Annotated in this window: 16 protein-coding genes and 1 pseudogene; 14 read left to right on the top strand and 3 right to left on the bottom strand. The window is 38.3% G+C overall.

Features of this window, described 5'->3' with window-relative positions; all coding sequences use genetic code 11:
• Positions 1-57 precede the first annotated feature (57 nt).
• The 8 genes from pgdA (at position 58) to CYK18_RS02680 (ending at position 9,795) form a co-directional block, all read left to right on the top strand.
• Positions 58-1,449, top strand: a complete 1,392-nt coding sequence (pgdA, locus tag CYK18_RS02715) for a peptidoglycan-N-acetylglucosamine deacetylase PgdA (RefSeq protein ID WP_101784901.1) — start codon at positions 58-60, stop codon at positions 1,447-1,449.
• 76 nt (positions 1,450-1,525) lie between these two features.
• A complete protein-coding gene (locus CYK18_RS02710; protein WP_101781943.1) occupies positions 1,526-2,368 on the top strand; it encodes an aldo/keto reductase in 843 nt (280 codons plus the stop codon).
• Positions 2,369-2,640: 272 nt separating this feature from the next.
• The gene (locus CYK18_RS02705; protein WP_101784898.1) at positions 2,641-3,402 is read left to right on the top strand and encodes an elongation factor Tu; all 762 of its coding nucleotides are present in this window, start codon (positions 2,641-2,643) and stop codon (positions 3,400-3,402) included.
• A gap of 18 nt (positions 3,403-3,420) precedes the next feature.
• Positions 3,421-4,338, top strand: a complete 918-nt coding sequence (gene glyQ / locus CYK18_RS02700) for a glycine--tRNA ligase subunit alpha (RefSeq protein WP_101784896.1) — start codon at positions 3,421-3,423, stop codon at positions 4,336-4,338.
• Between the two features lie 365 nt (positions 4,339-4,703).
• Complete coding sequence (glyS, locus tag CYK18_RS02695) at positions 4,704-6,740, top strand: glycine--tRNA ligase subunit beta (protein ID WP_101781941.1); 2,037 nt, start codon at positions 4,704-4,706, stop codon at positions 6,738-6,740.
• A 42-nt stretch (positions 6,741-6,782) separates the two neighbouring features.
• Entirely contained in the window at positions 6,783-7,040 is a 258-nt protein-coding gene (locus CYK18_RS02690) for a DUF896 family protein (RefSeq protein ID WP_049522002.1), read from the top strand.
• A 689-nt stretch (positions 7,041-7,729) separates the two neighbouring features.
• The gene (locus CYK18_RS02685) at positions 7,730-8,461 is read left to right on the top strand and encodes an ABC transporter ATP-binding protein (RefSeq protein WP_101781940.1); all 732 of its coding nucleotides are present in this window, start codon (positions 7,730-7,732) and stop codon (positions 8,459-8,461) included.
• Positions 8,462-8,478: 17 nt separating this feature from the next.
• On the top strand, positions 8,479-9,795 hold the full coding sequence (locus CYK18_RS02680; protein ID WP_101781939.1) for a beta-carotene 15,15'-monooxygenase: 1,317 nt from the start codon (positions 8,479-8,481) through the stop codon (positions 9,793-9,795).
• Between the two features lie 304 nt (positions 9,796-10,099).
• Here the strand turns inward: CYK18_RS02680 and CYK18_RS02675 are convergent, their stop codons facing one another.
• From CYK18_RS02675 to CYK18_RS11020, 3 genes are read right to left on the bottom strand one after another with little or no spacing between them, the layout of a single operon-like run.
• Entirely contained in the window at positions 10,100-10,915 is an 816-nt protein-coding gene (locus CYK18_RS02675) for a TIGR03943 family putative permease subunit (RefSeq protein ID WP_101781938.1), read from the bottom strand.
• Positions 10,912-11,817 (bottom strand): permease, encoded by a 906-nt coding sequence (locus CYK18_RS02670; protein WP_101781937.1) that lies wholly within the window; start codon positions 11,815-11,817, stop codon positions 10,912-10,914. Before CYK18_RS02670 ends, CYK18_RS02675 begins: the two co-directional genes overlap by 4 nt.
• Positions 11,818-11,949 carry an SPJ_0845 family protein gene (locus CYK18_RS11020; RefSeq protein WP_000268685.1) on the bottom strand — a complete coding sequence of 44 codons (132 nt, stop codon included), beginning with the start codon at positions 11,947-11,949 and terminating at the stop codon, positions 11,818-11,820.
• 155 nt (positions 11,950-12,104) lie between these two features.
• Here CYK18_RS11020 and CYK18_RS02660 point away from each other — a divergent pair, with 155 nt between their 5' ends.
• The 6 genes and pseudogenes from CYK18_RS02660 to CYK18_RS02635 all read left to right on the top strand — a co-directional run bounded on the left by CYK18_RS02660 (position 12,105) and on the right by CYK18_RS02635 (position 17,034).
• Positions 12,105-12,485 (top strand): PBECR3 domain-containing polyvalent protein, encoded by a 381-nt coding sequence (locus CYK18_RS02660; RefSeq protein WP_050390234.1) that lies wholly within the window; start codon positions 12,105-12,107, stop codon positions 12,483-12,485.
• A 337-nt stretch (positions 12,486-12,822) separates the two neighbouring features.
• Positions 12,823-12,903 (top strand): annotated as a pseudogene (locus CYK18_RS11015) (DUF1919 domain-containing protein); the annotation flags it as partial.
• Between the two features lie 103 nt (positions 12,904-13,006).
• Positions 13,007-15,136 carry a Tex family protein gene (locus CYK18_RS02650; RefSeq protein ID WP_101784894.1) on the top strand — a complete coding sequence of 710 codons (2,130 nt, stop codon included), beginning with the start codon at positions 13,007-13,009 and terminating at the stop codon, positions 15,134-15,136.
• Complete coding sequence (locus CYK18_RS02645; protein ID WP_101784892.1) at positions 15,123-15,572, top strand: SprT family protein; 450 nt, start codon at positions 15,123-15,125, stop codon at positions 15,570-15,572. Before CYK18_RS02650 ends, CYK18_RS02645 begins: the two co-directional genes overlap by 14 nt.
• Positions 15,573-15,630: 58 nt before the next feature.
• Positions 15,631-15,903, top strand: a complete 273-nt coding sequence (locus CYK18_RS02640) for a PspC domain-containing protein (RefSeq protein ID WP_001085044.1) — start codon at positions 15,631-15,633, stop codon at positions 15,901-15,903.
• Between the two features lie 372 nt (positions 15,904-16,275).
• Positions 16,276-17,034: an ABC transporter ATP-binding protein gene (locus CYK18_RS02635; RefSeq protein WP_000173358.1), complete on the top strand. Its 759-nt coding sequence runs from the start codon at positions 16,276-16,278 to the stop codon at positions 17,032-17,034.

Genomic DNA, 17,034 nt, shown 5'->3' with positions numbered 1-17,034 from the left:
TATACTATTTCCTCCAAAATCATTGAAATTATAGCTTGAATTTGATATGATAGTTTTATGGATAAAAGTAGAGCAAAGCGTGAGAATCACGATAAGATAAGAATGAGTCTAATAGCCCTAGTAGCTATCTTCTCAGTAAGTATTTGTGTCCTTGGTTCAATGATTGGATACAAAATATATACAAAGCAAAGTTTTGAACAAAAGATTGAATCGCTCAAAAAAGAGAAAGATGATCAATTGAGTGAGGGAAATCAGAAGGATCATTTTCGTAAGGGACAAGCAGAAGTAATTGCCTATTATCCTCTCCAAGGGGAGCAAGTGATTTCATCTGTAAAAGAAATCATGACACAGGATATTAAGGAAAATCTGGAAGACAAAGAAAACCTGGTTTTTTATTATACGGAGAAACAGGATTCGACTTTAAAAGGGATTGTCAACCGAAGTGTGATGAAACAAGTCTATGATTTAACTTCGTCAAAAGTTGAAGAGACTGAAAAAACTAGTCTAGCAAAAGTACATTTGACAGAAGATGGTAAACCTTTTACCCTTGATCAACTATTTTCAGATGCTAGTAAGGCTAAAGAGCAACTGATAAAAGAACTGACTTCTTTCTTACAGGATAAGAAATTGGAGCAAGAAAAGGTCGATCAACTTGTTAAAGTTTTTTCTGACCAAGACTTGTCTGCATGGAATTTTGATTATAAGGATAGCCAAATTCTTATTTATCCGAGTCAGCCTGTTGAAAATCTGGATGAGATTGCCTTGCCAGTCTCTAGTTTCTTTGAGGTCATTCAGTCCTCTTATCTATTAGATAAGGACGCAGAACTATATAAGGCTTATTATGAAAAGAAAAATCGTAAAGTAGTAGCCTTGACTTTTGATGATGGACCAAATCCTACGACGACAAATCAAGCATTAGATATACTTTCTAAGTATGGTATCAAGGCAACTTTCTTTGTTTTAGGTAAGAATGTTTCTGGCAATGAAGAGATTTTGAAACGAATGAAAGCAGATGGTCATGTTATTGGAAACCATAGTTGGAGCCATCCAGTGCTTTCAAAACTTTCCCTTGATGAAGCTAAAAAACAAATTACTGATACGGAGGATGCGCTAACTAAAGTGCTGGGTTCTAGCTCTAAACTTATGCGTCCCCCTTATGGAGCCATTACAGACGACATTCGCAATAGTCTCGATTTGAGTTTTATTATGTGGGATGTGGATAGTCTGGACTGGAAGAGTAAAAATGAAGCAGCTATTTTGACAGAAATTCAGCGTGAAGTCAAGAATGGTTCTATTATTCTTATGCATGATATCCATGCTGAGACAGTAAATGCTCTGCCGAAGGTTATTGACTATTTGAAAGGGCAAGGTTATGACTTTGTAACAATTCCAGATTTGTTAGATACTCGTCTTAAACCTCACCAGCTCTATTACGACCGTGACCAATAATACACAAAATCTAAAGAGATAAGTTTTCTTTGAGAATTTGTTTCTTTGGATTTTCTTCTCATAGAAAGGAAAAATAATGAAATCTTATATTTTAAATAATGACGTTACAATTCCAGTTCTAGGATTTGGAACCTGGAAAGCTGAAAATGGAGAGATTGCCTATCAAGCTGTCCTAGAGGCTTTAAAGGCAGGCTATCGCCATATTGATACGGCAGCTATCTATAAAAACGAAGAAAGCGTAGGTAGCGCTATTCAAGATAGTGGCATTCCGAGAGAGGAGATTTTTGTAACCAGTAAACTCTGGAATACAAATCACAACTATAAGCAAACTCGTCAGGCTTTTGAAGAGTCTTTAGAGAAACTGGGCTTGGAATATTTGGATTTGTATTTGATTCATTGGCCAAATCCAAAACCACTCAGAGAAAATAACCACTGGAAAATCCGAAATTCAGAAGTTTGGAGAGCGATGGAGGATCTTTACCTAGAAGGCAAAATCCGTGCTATCGGTGTTAGTAATTTTCTTCCCCATCATTTGGATGCCTTGCTTGAAACAGCAAAAATTCTTCCAGCGGTCAATCAAGTTCGCTTGGCTCCAGGTGTGTATCAAGAGGAAGTCGTAGATTATTGTCGAGAAAAAGGAATTTTATTGGAAGCTTGGGGACCTTTTGGTCAGGGAGAACTATTTGATAGTAAGGAAGTCCAAGAAATCGCAGCAAATCATGGAAAGTCTGTTGCTCAGATAGCCTTGGCCTGGAGCTTGGCAGAAGGATTTTTACCACTTCCGAAATCTGTTACAGCGTCTCGTATTCAGGCTAATCTTGATTGTTTCGGAATTGAACTGAGTCATGAGGAGCGTGAAACCTTAAAAACGATTGCTGTTCATTCTGGTGCTCCACGAGTTGATGATATGGATTTCTAGAAAATCATAAAAAGAATTGTACATTGCTCTAATTTTTGATATAATAGTCAACAGGAAAGAAAGTCTTATGGCGTTCTTCAAGCGAGCTTGGGATAGTGGGAGCCAAGTAGGGCAAAATAAAGAACTGGCGCTTTCTGTAGTATTTTCAAAAACAATAAAGTAATAAATTAGGGTGGAACCGCGTTTCTGACGCCCCTAGGTTAAATCAACCTAGGATTGTCAGATGTGGTTCTTTTTCTTATTCAGTCTATTGTGTGAAAGAAAGGAGAGACGTGGAAAACCTTTATCTTGTAAAAGACGATAGTCAACTAGTTGCATTTCGTGATTTTGTAGTAAGAAATACTGAAAAGTTGAAAGATTATCAATCTTTTTTAAAGAATGAACTTGCAGTCTGTGATTTACCTCAAGCCGTTATTTGGTCAAGTTTTAATGCTGCTACACAGATTATTAGGGAAAGCGCTGTTCCAGCCTATACAAATAATAGACGAATGGTTATGACGCCTGATTTAGCTGTTTGGAAAGAGTTGTATTTGTATCAGTTGATGGACTACGAGTGTTCTCAGCAAACTCAAGCAATAGAAAGTCACTATCATTCTTTATCTGAAAATTTCCTCTTACAGATTGTAGGACATGAGTTAGCTCATTGGTCGGAACATTTTTTAGATGATTTTGATGGTTATGACTCTTATATCTGGTTCGAAGAGGGGATGGTTGAATATATTAGTCGCAAGTATTTCTTGACAGAAGAGGAATTTCAAGCGGAAAAAATTTGTAATCAATCTCTTGTAGAACTTTTTCAGAAGAAGTATGGTTGGCATTCATTGAATGATTTTGGTTCTTCGACTTATGATAAGAACTATGCAAGTATTTTTTACGAATACTGGCGTAGTTTTTTGACAATAGATAAGTTGGTAGAAAATCTAGGTAGTGTACAAGCGGTCTTCGATTCTTATCATTTATGGGCAAATACAGATAAAACTCTACCCTTGTTAAATTGGTTTGTTCAGCAGAAATTAATTGAAAAAGAAATATAAAAACTAAAGGAGTAAACAATGTCTAATAAATTAACATTTCAAGAAATTATTTTGACTTTGCAACAATTTTGGAATGATCAAGGTTGTATGCTTATGCAGGCTTATGACAATGAAAAAGGTGCGGGAACCATGAGTCCATACACTTTTCTTCGTGCTATCGGACCTGAGCCGTGGAATGCAGCGTATGTAGAGCCATCACGTCGTCCTGCTGACGGTCGTTACGGGGAAAACCCTAACCGTCTATACCAACACCACCAATTCCAAGTGGTTATGAAGCCTTCTCCATCAAATATCCAAGAACTTTATCTTGAGTCTTTAGAAAAATTGGGAATCAATCCTTTGGAACACGATATTCGTTTTGTTGAGGACAACTGGGAAAACCCATCAACTGGTTCAGCTGGTCTTGGTTGGGAAGTTTGGCTTGACGGTATGGAAATCACTCAGTTCACTTATTTCCAACAAGTTGGTGGATTGGCAACTGGCCCTGTGACTGCGGAAGTTACCTATGGTTTGGAGCGTTTGGCTTCTTACATTCAAGAAGTAGACTCTGTCTATGATATCGAGTGGGCTGATGGTGTAAAATACGGAGAAATCTTTATCCAGCCTGAGTATGAGCACTCAAAATATTCGTTTGAAATTTCGGACCAAGAAATGTTGTTGGAAAACTTTGATAAGTTTGAAAAAGAAGCTGGTCGTGCCTTGGAAGAAGGTTTGGTTCACCCTGCCTATGACTATGTTCTAAAATGTTCACACACCTTTAACCTGCTTGATGCGCGTGGTGCGGTATCTGTAACAGAGCGTGCAGGCTATATCGCTCGTATCCGTAACTTGGCCCGTGTCGTAGCCAAAACCTTTGTCGCAGAACGCAAACGACTAGGCTACCCACTTTTGGATGAAGAAACACGAGCTAAACTCTTAGCAGAAGACGCAGAATAGTGAGTAATACTGTGCTCTAAAATCGTTAGTGGCAAGTCGAAGACTTGCTAGAGGGATATGCACCGCCGTACTTTTATGTGGGAATTTTTGAAACCTTATACTCTTCGAAAATCAAATTCAAACCACGTCAGCTTAACCTTGCCGTACTCAAGTACAGCCTACGGCTAGCTTCCTAGTTTGCTCTTTGATTTTCATTGAGTATTAGGTTCAAAAATCAGTCAGCTAAATCCACTTTGATGAGACTGTTGGAAATCTTGATCAATTTAGCATTAGATTTCCATACAGACTCACAAAGTTAGTTAGCGACGTCCCCAGTACCTAAGGTGCATATCAAAAAAGATTGAAGAAAATGTAAAGGAAAAAACATGACAAAAAACTTATTAGTAGAACTCGGTCTTGAAGAATTACCAGCCTATGTTGTCACACCAAGTGAAAAACAACTAGGCGAAAAAATGGCAGCCTTCCTCAAGGAAAACCGCCTGTCTTTTGAAGCTATTCAGACCTTCTCAACACCACGTCGTTTGGCTGTTCGTGTAACTGGTCTTGCAGACAAACAGTCTGATTTGACAGAAGATTTTAAGGGGCCAGCAAAGAAAATTGCCTTGGATAGTGATGGAAACTTCACCAAAGCAGCTCAAGGATTTGTCCGTGGAAAAGGCTTGACGGTTGAAGATATCGAATTCCGTGAAATCAAGGGTGAAGAATATGTCTATGTTACCAAGGAAGAAATTGGTCAAGCAGTTGAAGCCATTGTTCCTGGTGTTGTAGATGTCTTGAAGTCATTGACTTTCCCTGTCAGCATGCACTGGGCTGGAAATAGCTTTGAATACATTCGTCCTGTTCACACTTTAACTGTTCTTTTAGATGAAGAAGAGTTTGATTTGGATTTCCTTGATATCAAGGGAGGTCGTGTGAGTCGTGGTCATCGTTTCTTGGGGAAAGAAACCAAAATTCAGTCAGCATTGAGCTACGAAGAAGACCTTCGTAAGCAGTTTGTAATCGCAGATCCACGTGAACGTGAGCAAATGATTGTTGACCAAATCAAGGAAATTGAGGCAAAACATGGTGTAAGTATCGAAATTGATGCTGACTTGCTGAATGAAGTCTTGAACTTGGTTGAATACCCAACTGCCTTTATGGGAAGTTTTGATGCCAAATACCTTGAAGTTCCAGAAGAAGTTTTGGTGACTTCGATGAAGGAACACCAACGTTACTTTGTTGTTCGTGATCAAGATGGCAAGCTCTTGCCAAACTTCATTTCTGTTCGTAACGGAAATGCAGAGCATTTGGAAAATGTCATCAAAGGAAATGAAAAAGTTTTGGTAGCTCGTTTGGAAGATGGTGAATTCTTCTGGCGTGAAGATCAAAAATTGGTCATTTCAGATCTTGTTGAAAAATTAAACAATGTGACTTTCCATGAGAAAATTGGTTCCCTTCGTGAACACATGATTCGTACTGGTCAGATTGCTATTTTCTTGGCAGAAAAAGCAGGCTTGTCAGCGGATGAAACGATTGACCTAGCCCGTGCAGCAGCCATTTACAAGTTTGACTTGTTGACTGGGATGGTTGGTGAATTTGACGAGCTCCAAGGAATTATGGGGGAGAAATATGCCCTTCTTGCTGGGGAAACTCCAGCAGTGGCAGCTGCTATTCGTGAACACTACATGCCTACTTCAGCTGAAGGAGAACTTCCAGAGAGCAAGGTTGGAGCCATTCTAGCTATTGCAGACAAATTGGATACGATTTTGAGTTTCTTCTCAGTAGGCTTGATTCCATCAGGTTCTAATGACCCGTATGCTCTTCGTCGCGCGACTCAAGGTGTGGTTCGTATCTTGGATACCTTTGGTTGGCACATTGCTATGGATGAGTTGATTGATAGCCTTTATGCTTTGAAATTTGACAGCTTGACTTATGAAAATAAAGCAGAAGTTATGAACTTTATCAAGGCTCGTGTTGATAAGATGATGGGTTCTACTCCAAAAGACATCAAGGAAGCAGTTCTTGCAGGATCAAACTTTGTTGTGGCGGATATGTTGGAAGCAGCAAGTGCTCTTGTAGAAGCAAGTAAGGAAGAAGATTTCAAACCATCTGTTGAATCACTTTCTCGTGCCTTTAATTTGGCTGAGAAGGCAGAAGGAGTTGCTACAGTTGATTCAGCTCTCTTTGAGAATGAAGAAGAGAAAATCTTGGCAGAAGCAGTAGAATCACTCGTTTTGTCAGGGACTGCCAGTCAACAATTGAAACAGCTCTTTGCGCTTAGCCCAGTCATCGATGCCTTCTTTGAGAATACCATGGTTATGGCTGAAGACGAGGCAGTCCGTCAAAATCGTTTGGCAATCTTGTCTCATTTAACTCAAAAAGCAGCTAAACTTGCACGTTTTAACCAAATCAATACCAAATAAAATCTATTAAACGGATTAAATCTTATCATAAAGGAGAGAAACATGGATCCTAAAAAAATTGATCGTATTAACGAGCTTGCCAAAAAGAAAAAAGCAGAAGGCTTGACCCCAGAAGAAAAAGTAGAACAAGCCAAACTACGTGAGGAGTACATCGAAGGTTATCGTCGCACTGTTCGTCACCACATCGAAGGAATTAAAATTGTGGACGAAGAAGGAAACGATGTTACACCAGAGAAACTACGTCAAGTCCAACGTGAAAAAGGTTTACATGGCCGTAGTCTCGATGATCCAAATTCATAATAAGTATTCTTTCTTTTAACAAAGAAAGGTGAAATAATACCAAAAGACTATCATACATAAATGAGCTGCACCTCAAAAGTTAGAGCTAGAAAATCTAACTTTTGAGGTGTTTTTATTTGAAAAAAGACAGTAAAAAAGCGCAAAAAATCACTTCTTGCGCTATACTGTAATTGAAATTTTTTTAGTTTTTGCGTTAGAACTGTTTCCTCAGTCCTAGCGCCTTTTCTTTTTGATAAGTATGATTGGTGGAGAGTAGTTTGTAAACGATTCTGAAACTCTTATGAGCACAAGAAATGACAGATTTCACCTTGCTTCCTCTTTGGGAAATTCGATTGTAAAACTCTAAGCAGGCTCTGCCTGCTTAGAGTTTTACATATGCTCCTATTTTCGTTATAGCTAACTTTAATTCTCATTTATTAAGTATACCTAAGTTTTATGTTTAAATTTTGTATAGAAAAGCTGTACCTCTTAATAAAGCTATGTTTACGCTTTCAATCAACCCTCGTTTATGATACTATTATGGTAATAGAAAAAATTCTTAGTTCGCTAAAGACCTTTATTCGAGATTCAGAGGAAATAGAAATTTTATCCATTAAAAATACGTTTCATAAATTACTTACTTGATATTAATAGAATTCCAATATTGTATAATTAAATCAAAGATGACACTGGAATCAGGAGGATTTATTATGGTTAATAATGTAGCTGTTAAAGTCTTAAACCTTTCAAAAGAATTTTTGTTAGGGCAAGACAAAACTGTCTCTATTTTGAAAGATGTTTCTTTATCTGTCAATTATGGGGAATTTGTATCAATACTTGGTGTCAGTGGTTCTGGAAAGTCTACTTTGCTAAGTTGCTTATCAAGTTTGTCTGAACCAACAAGTGGCGAAGTTGTTATCAATGGTGTAAATCCATATACCTTAAAAGAAGGGAAGCTTGCTAAATTTAGAAGGCAAGATATTGCAATAATTTTTCAAAACTATAATCTGGTACCCGCTCTACCTGTACTAGAAAATGTTACACTTCCTCTGAGACTCTCAGGAAAGAGTGTTGATAGCAATAAAGTAAAAAAAATGTTGGATAGTTTGAATTTTAAAGCAGAACTATCATCATTAGTTGCTACCTTATCAGGTGGAGAACAGCAAAAAGTGGCTATTACTCGTGCAATAATAGCTGATAGTAAAATTATTTTTGCTGATGAGCCAACAGGAGCTCTGGACAGCGTCTCAAGAAAACTTATTTTTGAAACACTTCGTAATTTAGCGAGTCAAGGAAAATGTGTTTTTATGGTCACTCATGATATTGAGTTGGCTTCAAAAACTGACAGAGCACTCATTTTAAAAGACGGAAAAATATCTCGACAAATTATTAAACCCTCAGCTGATGAGCTCTACCAAGCACTTGAAAGTAGTAAAGATTAATTTGAGGAGGATTTATTATGCTAAAATTAATCATTTACCAATTTCAGTATTCAAAAAGACAATGGTTAGGAACAATACCATTACTATTTGTATCTAGCCTGATTGTTGGAACATCTTTATTTGGTATTGCTAGTTCAACAAAGACTGCTAATATTAACGCTTCACAACTTTTTCAAATGCTAATAATTTTTGGCGGGACTACTCTATTTTTCCTTATTTCAAATAATATTAGATTACTAATAGATATCTTTAAAAAGGATTACCAATTATGGGCTATCTTAGGCGCAAGCAGAACTCAGCTATCTTTATTAGTATCTGGACAGTTTTATTTAATGGCAGTGATTGTTAGTAGTATTGGTACAATACTTTCATTTATCATGGCAGATAGTTACTACAAATTTTTACAAAATTTATTAGGAAGAGATGAGTTACCTGATTTAGTTATTACAGCCAACATTCAATCAATTTTATTGAGTGTTTTTATAGTCCCAACAATTGTCGGGATAGGAGCTTACTTTTATTCAAGTCGAATACTTAAAATATCATCAATATTAAAACCAAAAAAGAAAAAAAGAAAAGTTACAGTAACTGGATTTGTTAACATCTCTGTTCGTTTATTCCTATGGTTACTATGTATAGGTTCTATTGTTTCAGCAGGTTTTATCAGAAACAAAGAAATAATTGAAAAACAGTCAAGCATAATATTATTTTTATTAATTATTCACATTCTTATTATTCAATCACTATCTCCATCAATTCAAATGTTTCTAATAAAATTTTTAATGAGGATATTTCCAACTGAAAATTATGTAATTAATACAGGATTTTGGAATCTACTATCCAATCCTAGCTATTTGAAAAGTATACAAACTTCAATGAGCATGGGAGCAACTCTCATTTCTGGGTTTATTCTTTACACCCAAAATATGTATTCATTCATGAATACAGCAAACGGAGTAAACGAAGCAAGAGCTTCCTTTATTGCTTATATGTCTGCTCCAATTATTCTGATTATTACTAGTTCTATTTCTCTTACAATTTTATCTTCTAATAAAGATATTGAGGACATTAAACAGTTAAAGACACTGGGAGTGTCAAGATTACAACTTTTTAAAATACGTATAGGCGAAGCAATAATACATTCGGTGTTAATTTTATTAGTGTCAGTAATTTTCAATTTAATTATTTTAATTTTAGTTAGCGTTATTGGCCAATTTTTAGGCCGTAGTTTAGTAGATATATCAGGTTTCTGGCAACCGAGTCTTATAGTTATTTCTTTGTTAGTTATTTTTTATAGTATTACAAAGGGATTTTATTTATTTCAAGATAGATAAATTGGAATAGTTACTGATTCAAAAAAATACAAACACGTTTCAATCATGACTTCCATTATAAAAACCTCCTGTTAACTATTTGAACAATAGAACAAGAGGCTACTAGTAAGATATTTTCATGCTCAAGACATATTCGAGTTATCTCATGACTCTTGTTCATCCATTTTTTTGTAGAGGCTAGGAAAAGCCCTATTAAGCACCATGGATTGGTATTGTTCATCTTCATTATAAGATAAACTTCTTTTTCTGTCATGAGTTATCAGGCTCTGCCTGCTTAGAGTTTTTTATGAACTTGGTTTGCTTTTTAAAACACGCGATAAACATAGGGATTCTCTGGTTTATCGACTTTGGTAAAGCTGTCGATTTCCAAGGTTGGGAGGTTTTGTTTGAGTTCTTTATGGTAGTGATTGACCAGTTTTCCTTTGGCTGTTATCCAGGTGTTGTTCTCATACTGCCGGGTATTTCCCTCGGTCAGTAATCCATACACACCGGAATCTGCGATACAGTGAATAATGCCGAAGCGGAACAGGAATTGGCTATTGGCATGACTGGGGTCATTGTAGACAAAGCCTGTGAACTGGACTGTCTTGCCCTCGAATTCATCTGGATAGTCGTAGATAGCTTCCATGACTTCCATATAGTTTTCGTTGGTGATCTGAATACTATCTTGGGACAAGTATTTATCCGCCGCCGTTCGCATTTCCTTTTCATAGGCTGATTTTGAAAAATAAGAACTGGTATCTGGTTTCAAGTATTGGCTTGTCGTCCCTTCACTGGTCTGAATGGCTTGATCCGTTCCTTCTGATAAGGGGAAATGATAGCCTTTGGCAGAAACGGTCTGAGAATCCAAGCTAACAGTTGGGAAAGTTAGGCCAACGACAATCGGAATGACCAGAAGAGCAATACTCATCACCTTCGCTAATCGGCTGTTCAGATGACTGTGGGTTTTGACTTGCTTCATCCAGATATACAATTGAACAATAGCCAAGATAAAGGAAAGCACCATGGAAATATAGGCCAAATAGGAATAGTGCATGTTGATGTACTGGTTTAATTTGCCCGACAGATGGAGGTAAATAGTCAGTTCAAAATAGCCAGCTAAAACTAAAAATCGAATCATAGGATGACTCCAATCAAGAGAGAATACACTAAGACGACAAGAGTGACAATCGTTATGAAGTGACTGATAAATCGTGCTTTCAAGTAATTTTTCATCATGAGAATATTTTTGATATCCAGCATTGGACCAATAACGAGAAAGGCCAGAACTGGTGCCAAGCCGAAACTTGAGAGAAGAGAAGCCCCGATAAAGGCATCCGCCTCACTACAGAGCGACAGAAGAAAGGCCAAAAGCATCAGGAGCAGGATGGCAAAAAGAGGAGTCGCACTGATAGAGGTCAGAATCCGTGTCGGAACATAAACCTGTATAACAGAGGCAAAGAGACAGCCAAATACTAAATAACGTCCCGTGTCAAAAAATTCATCAATGGCCTGCACAAAGACTTGAAAAACTTTTTTTGCAGAACTCAAGTGAGAAAAATCATGTTCATGACAGGCCATACGATTTTCTTTCTGAATGGGTTCTTGCCAGAAAAATCCTAGAAAAATTCCTAGTATTACAGCCACAATGATGGAACCCAGAGCTCGTAACAGGGCGATATGGAAGGAGTTGCCAAAGGCAGAATAGGTCGCAAAGAGAACAATGGGATTGATAACAGGTGCTGTTACAAGAAAGGGAACAGCCGTGTAACTGGGAACCTTCTTTTCCAGAAAACGATTGATAATGGGGACAATCCCACATTCACAAGAAGGGAAAAGTATACCGACAAAGGTCCCAAAAAAGATTCTCCCCCAACGATTTCGAGGGAGAAAATGATAAACCTTGTCAGGTGTGATATAGACCTCAATTAGTCCTGAAACAATACTTCCTATCAGAACGAAGGGTAGGGCTTCAATGATTATAGAGAGAAAAATAGCCCCAGTCTGAAGCACGCTAGATGGGAGTTGTTGGAAAGCAGTCATCTAGTTTTTCTTTTCTGCTTTGGCTTTTTTCTCTTTGTCATCAGGGAAAGTGACCTGTTTCAAATCTGGGAGTTTAGCAAACTCTTCAAACATTTTGTCCAAGTCGTCTCGTTTTGTAAATTTTACAGCCATAGGTGTACCTCGATTCTAAATTCTACCTCTATTATACTATTATTTTGAGGAAAAGTGAAAAGTTAAAATTGAGTATCTAACGAATAATAGAGCTTGATATATCCTAATATACATCATGTTTGTGATATAATAGTTGTGGAATAACGGAGGAAATGATGGAACACGAAAAAATCGGTCAGGTGACCGACGAAGTAAAAGAAATTTTTAATATTGTTCTTGAAGCCAGTGATATCAAGGTTAACAAAGACGGTTTAAGAAGCCATATGATAAAACGCCATCACAATGATGTGATTCATCATATTGAAGACCTGGAACTCATACTAAGGAATCCAGATTTCGTCGGCATCAATCCACGAGAGAAAGACGCCAGTTTTGAATATGTAAAAAGATTTGATAATAATGTTCTTGTTGCGATTAAGTTACATAAAAGTGGTAATTTCTTTTATGTTCCGACCATGTATCGTTTACAAGATTACAAGTTACAAAGTCGTATTAAGTCTGGTAGATTGAGAAAACTTGACAAAAAAAGTAGATAGTGCTAGAATAACATTAACGAAAGACATTTGAGGGCAGAAAGGTTCCTGCCGCACCTTGAAAAAGGTATCTGAGATGCTGGGTACACCGACCAGCCAAGTGTCCGTTATTTCAAAGGATGGAGCTTAAATGCTCCTTTTTGGTTTAAAAATTTCAAAAAAGATTATCCCCACCGCAGGCTCAGGCTTGCGATTTTTTTATTTGCTCTGAAAATTGATTCGTTAACTTCAACAAATAGCTTTATAAAGCGTTTTGTAAAAAATAAAAACAGTGAAATTAATCACTAGTCCTTCTGTAAACTATTAGAATTAAATTGCAACCTTCTCAACTATACGCGGCCCAGAACTAGCTATTATGCCTGATCCATTAAATACTTTTGATATTATGGCTTGGTTCAAAAAAGGCGGTAATGCTCTCTAAGTACAAGTTATTGTGCTATAGAATATAAATTCATTCTCCAAGTATTGTTTTTAAATACTGTAAGAGCTAATTTGAAACGTTTAGCTTATGGTATAATAGATTTATGGATAAAAAATATGAAAAAATCTCCCAGGATTTGGGAGTGACGTTAAAGCAAATCGATACCGTTCTAAGTTTGACAGCAGAAGGGGCGACTATTCCCTTTATCGCGCGTTATCGTAAGGACATGACTGGTAGTCTGGATGAGGTGGCGATTAAGGCCATTATTGACTTGGATAAAAGTCTGACAAATCTCAACGACCGTAAGGAAGCTGTTTTAGCTAAGATTCAAGAACAAGGCAAGTTGACCAAGGAATTGGAAGAAGCTATCTTAGCTGCTGAAAAATTAGCAGATGTAGAAGAACTCTATCTTCCATACAAGGAAAAACGTCGGACCAAGGCAACCATTGCCCGTGAAGCCGGACTCTTCCCACTTGCTCGCTTAATCTTGCAGAATGTAGCGGACTTAGAGAAGGAAGCTGAAAAGTTTGTCTGTGAAGGATTTGCGACTGGTAAGGAAGCATTGTCTGGTGCAGTTGATATTTTGATTGAAGCCTTATCGGAAGATGTGACCTTGCGTTCCATGACTTATCAGGAAGTGCTGAGACACTCCAAACTCACTTCCCAAGTCAAAGATGAAAGTCTTGATGAAAAACAGGTTTTTCAGATTTATTATGATTTTTCTGAGACAGTTGGAAATATGCAAGGTTATCGTACCTTAGCCCTCAATCGTGGGGAGAAACTTGGTGTCTTGAAGGTCGGTTTTGAACATGCGACGGACCGTATTCTTGCCTTCTTTGCTGCTCGTTTCAAGGTCAAAAACACCTATATTGATGAAGTGGTTCAGCAATCTGTTAAGAAAAAAGTCTTGCCTGCTATCGAGCGCCGTATTCGGACAGAACTAACTGAAAAGGCAGAAGAAGGAGCTATCCAACTCTTTTCTGACAACCTGCGCAATCTCCTCTTGGTTGCTCCACTGAAAGGGCGCGTGGTTCTAGGATTTGACCCTGCCTTTCGTACAGGTGCTAAGCTAGCTGTCGTGGATGCAACAGGAAAAATGCTGACAACTCAGGTCGTTTATCCTGTCAAACCAGCATCAGCTCGTCAAATCGAAGAAGCCAGGAAAGATTTGGCAGATTTGATTGGTCAATACGGTGTAGAGATTATTGCCATCGGAAATGGAACGGCCAGTCGTGAAAGTGAAGCCTTTGTGGCGGAAGTTCTGAAAGATTTTCCTGAAGTCAGCTATGTCATTGTCAATGAAAGTGGTGCTTCGGTCTATTCTGCCAGTGAACTTGCCCGTCAGGAGTTTCCAGACTTGACCGTTGAAAAACGCTCAGCTATTTCTATCGCCCGTCGTTTGCAAGATCCTCTTGCGGAATTGGTCAAAATCGATCCTAAGTCAATCGGTGTCGGCCAGTACCAGCATGATGTCAGTCAGAAGAAACTTTCTGAAAGTCTGGACTTTGTTGTCGATACAGTGGTTAACCAAGTCGGTGTCAATGTCAATACGGCCAGCCCAGCTCTTCTTTCACACGTAGCTGGACTCAATAAAACCATCTCTGAAAATATCGTCAAATACCGTGAAGAAGAAGGAAAAATCACTTCACGAGCTCAAATCAAGAAAGTTCCGCGTCTGGGTGCTAAGGCTTTTGAACAGGCAGCTGGTTTCCTTCGTATCCCTGAAAGTAGCAATATCCTTGATAATACAGGAGTTCACCCAGAAAATTACGCTGCTGTTAAGGAGCTCTTCAAACGCTTGGATATCAAGGACTTGAATGAAGTGGCCCAAGGCAAACTCAAGTCGCTTTCAGTCAAAGATATGGCGAAAGAGCTAGACCTTGGTCCAGAAACTCTTAAAGATATCATTGCAGATCTTCTCAAACCAGGTCGAGATTTCCGTGATTCCTTTGACGCACCTGTGCTTCGCCAAGATGTCCTAGATATCAAAGACCTAGTGGTAGGCCAGAAGCTAGAAGGTGTTGTGCGTAACGTCGTTGACTTCGGTGCCTTCGTTGATATCGGGATTCACGAGGACGGCTTGATTCACATTTCGCATATGAGTCGCAAGTTTATCAAACACCCTAGTCAAGTTGTGTCAGTTGGAGATTTGGTGACCGTTTGGGTCAAGAAAATTGATACTGAACGTGAAAAAGTCAATCTGTCGCTCCTCGCTCCAGATGAATCTAACTGATTACGTCAAGCAAGTTTCGCTAGAAGACTTCGGGAGACCTTTTATCCATCATGTCCAGTGGAATAGGCGTCTACGTTCGACAGGTGGGCGATTTTTCCCCAAAGATGGGCATTTGGATTTTAATCCCAAGGTTTATCAGGAACTGGGTCTGGATGTTTTTAGGAAAATTGTCCGACATGAACTCTGTCATTATCATCTCTATTTTCAAGGGAAGGGCTATCAACATAAGGATCGGGATTTTAAGGAACTTTTGAAAGCAGTGGATGGATTACGCTTTGTGCCCTCCTTGACAAATAACAACTCCAAACCACTCAAGCTCTATCGTTGTCAATCCTGCCAGCAAAGGTATCATCGCAAGCGAAGGATTGATACCAAACGCTATCGCTGCGGAGTTTGTAGAGGTAAATTGCTTCTGATAAATCAGCCTGAGGACTGATGAAAGCCGATCCTACCCGTGATATACTATGTCTAACCTAGCAGAAAGAGGAAAAATCATGAACAGTAAATTTTATAAAATGAGACGAAATCGCATGATTTCAGGAGTTTTGGCAGGTCTGTCAGACAAGTGGAACTTTGATGTTACCCTTGTTCGTTTCTTGTTTGCCATTTTTACAGTTGCAAACTTTGGACTTGGCGTGATTATCTATATCATCCTAGCTTCTATCATGCCTACCAAGGAAGAAATCGAAGCAGAAATGTATGGAACAGGCCCACGTAAACGCAAAGAAGCTCAAGCCATTGACGATAATGAAGGCTGGTTTTGGTAAGGTAGAAACAGTTATTTTACTGTTAGTCTATGAATTCGACTAATCTATTTTAAAATTTTTGAACCCTTGTATTTGCAAGGGTTTTCTTCTTAATTTCTTTTTATGGTAAAATATTTTTAATGAAATGGGTATATTCCCCCCAATCTTACAAAAATGTAAGATTAAAGTCTCTTTTGTAAGGTTAGGTTATGGCAAGCGGTCTGTTTTTGATGTAAACTAGACTCATAAAGAACAAAGGAGTAACATCATGAAACAAATCTTACAGAAGAAAAAAAGAAAACCAAGCCACAAAGATATCGAGCGCGTTCAGTTGGGGTGCGCTATGATGCAAGCGACATTTCATTTGATGGGATATTAAGAAAGGAGATTCTCATGACACTTTTAGATGTAAAACACGTTCAAAAAATTTATAAAACTCGTTTTCAGGGCAACCAAGTAGAAGCCCTCAAGGATATTCACTTTACCGTCGAAAAGGGTGACTACGTTGCCATCATGGGTGAGTCTGGTTCTGGTAAATCAACTCTTCTCAATATTCTAGCTATGCTGGATAAACCAAGTCGTGGGCAGGTTTACTTGAATGGAACTGACACAGCAACCATTAAAAATTCACAGGCTTCTAGCTTCCGTCGTGAAAAATTAGGCTTTGTCTTCCAAGATTTTAACTTGCTAGATACTCTATCTGTTAAGGACAATATCTTGCTTCCTCTTGTCTTGTCAAGAAGACCTATTACGGAGATGATGAAGAAATTGGTGGTGACAGCTGAGAATCTAGGTATCAACCAATTGCAAGAGAAGTACCCTTACGAGATTTCTGGTGGTCAGAAACAGCGTGTAGCAGTAGCCCGCGCCATCATTACAGAACCTGAAATTCTCCTTGCGGATGAGCCGACAGGAGCCCTTGATTCCAAGTCATCTGCAGCCTTACTTGATGTCTTTGATGAAATCAATGAGCGCGGCCAAACCATCCTCATGGTAACCCACTCAACAGCAGCAGCTAGCAGGGCTAAGCGTGTGCTCTTTATCAAAGACGGCATTCTTTACAATCAAATCTACCGTGGAGAGAAGACAGAACGTCAGATGTTCCAAGAAATCTCTGATACCTTGACTGTCATGGCAAGCGAGGTGAATTAG

The organism is Streptococcus mitis (assembly GCF_002860865.1).
GTDB lineage: Bacteria > Bacillota > Bacilli > Lactobacillales > Streptococcaceae > Streptococcus > Streptococcus mitis_AT.
Note: the sequence above shows the minus strand (reverse complement) of the source record. Positions and strands in the feature narration are given on the sequence as shown.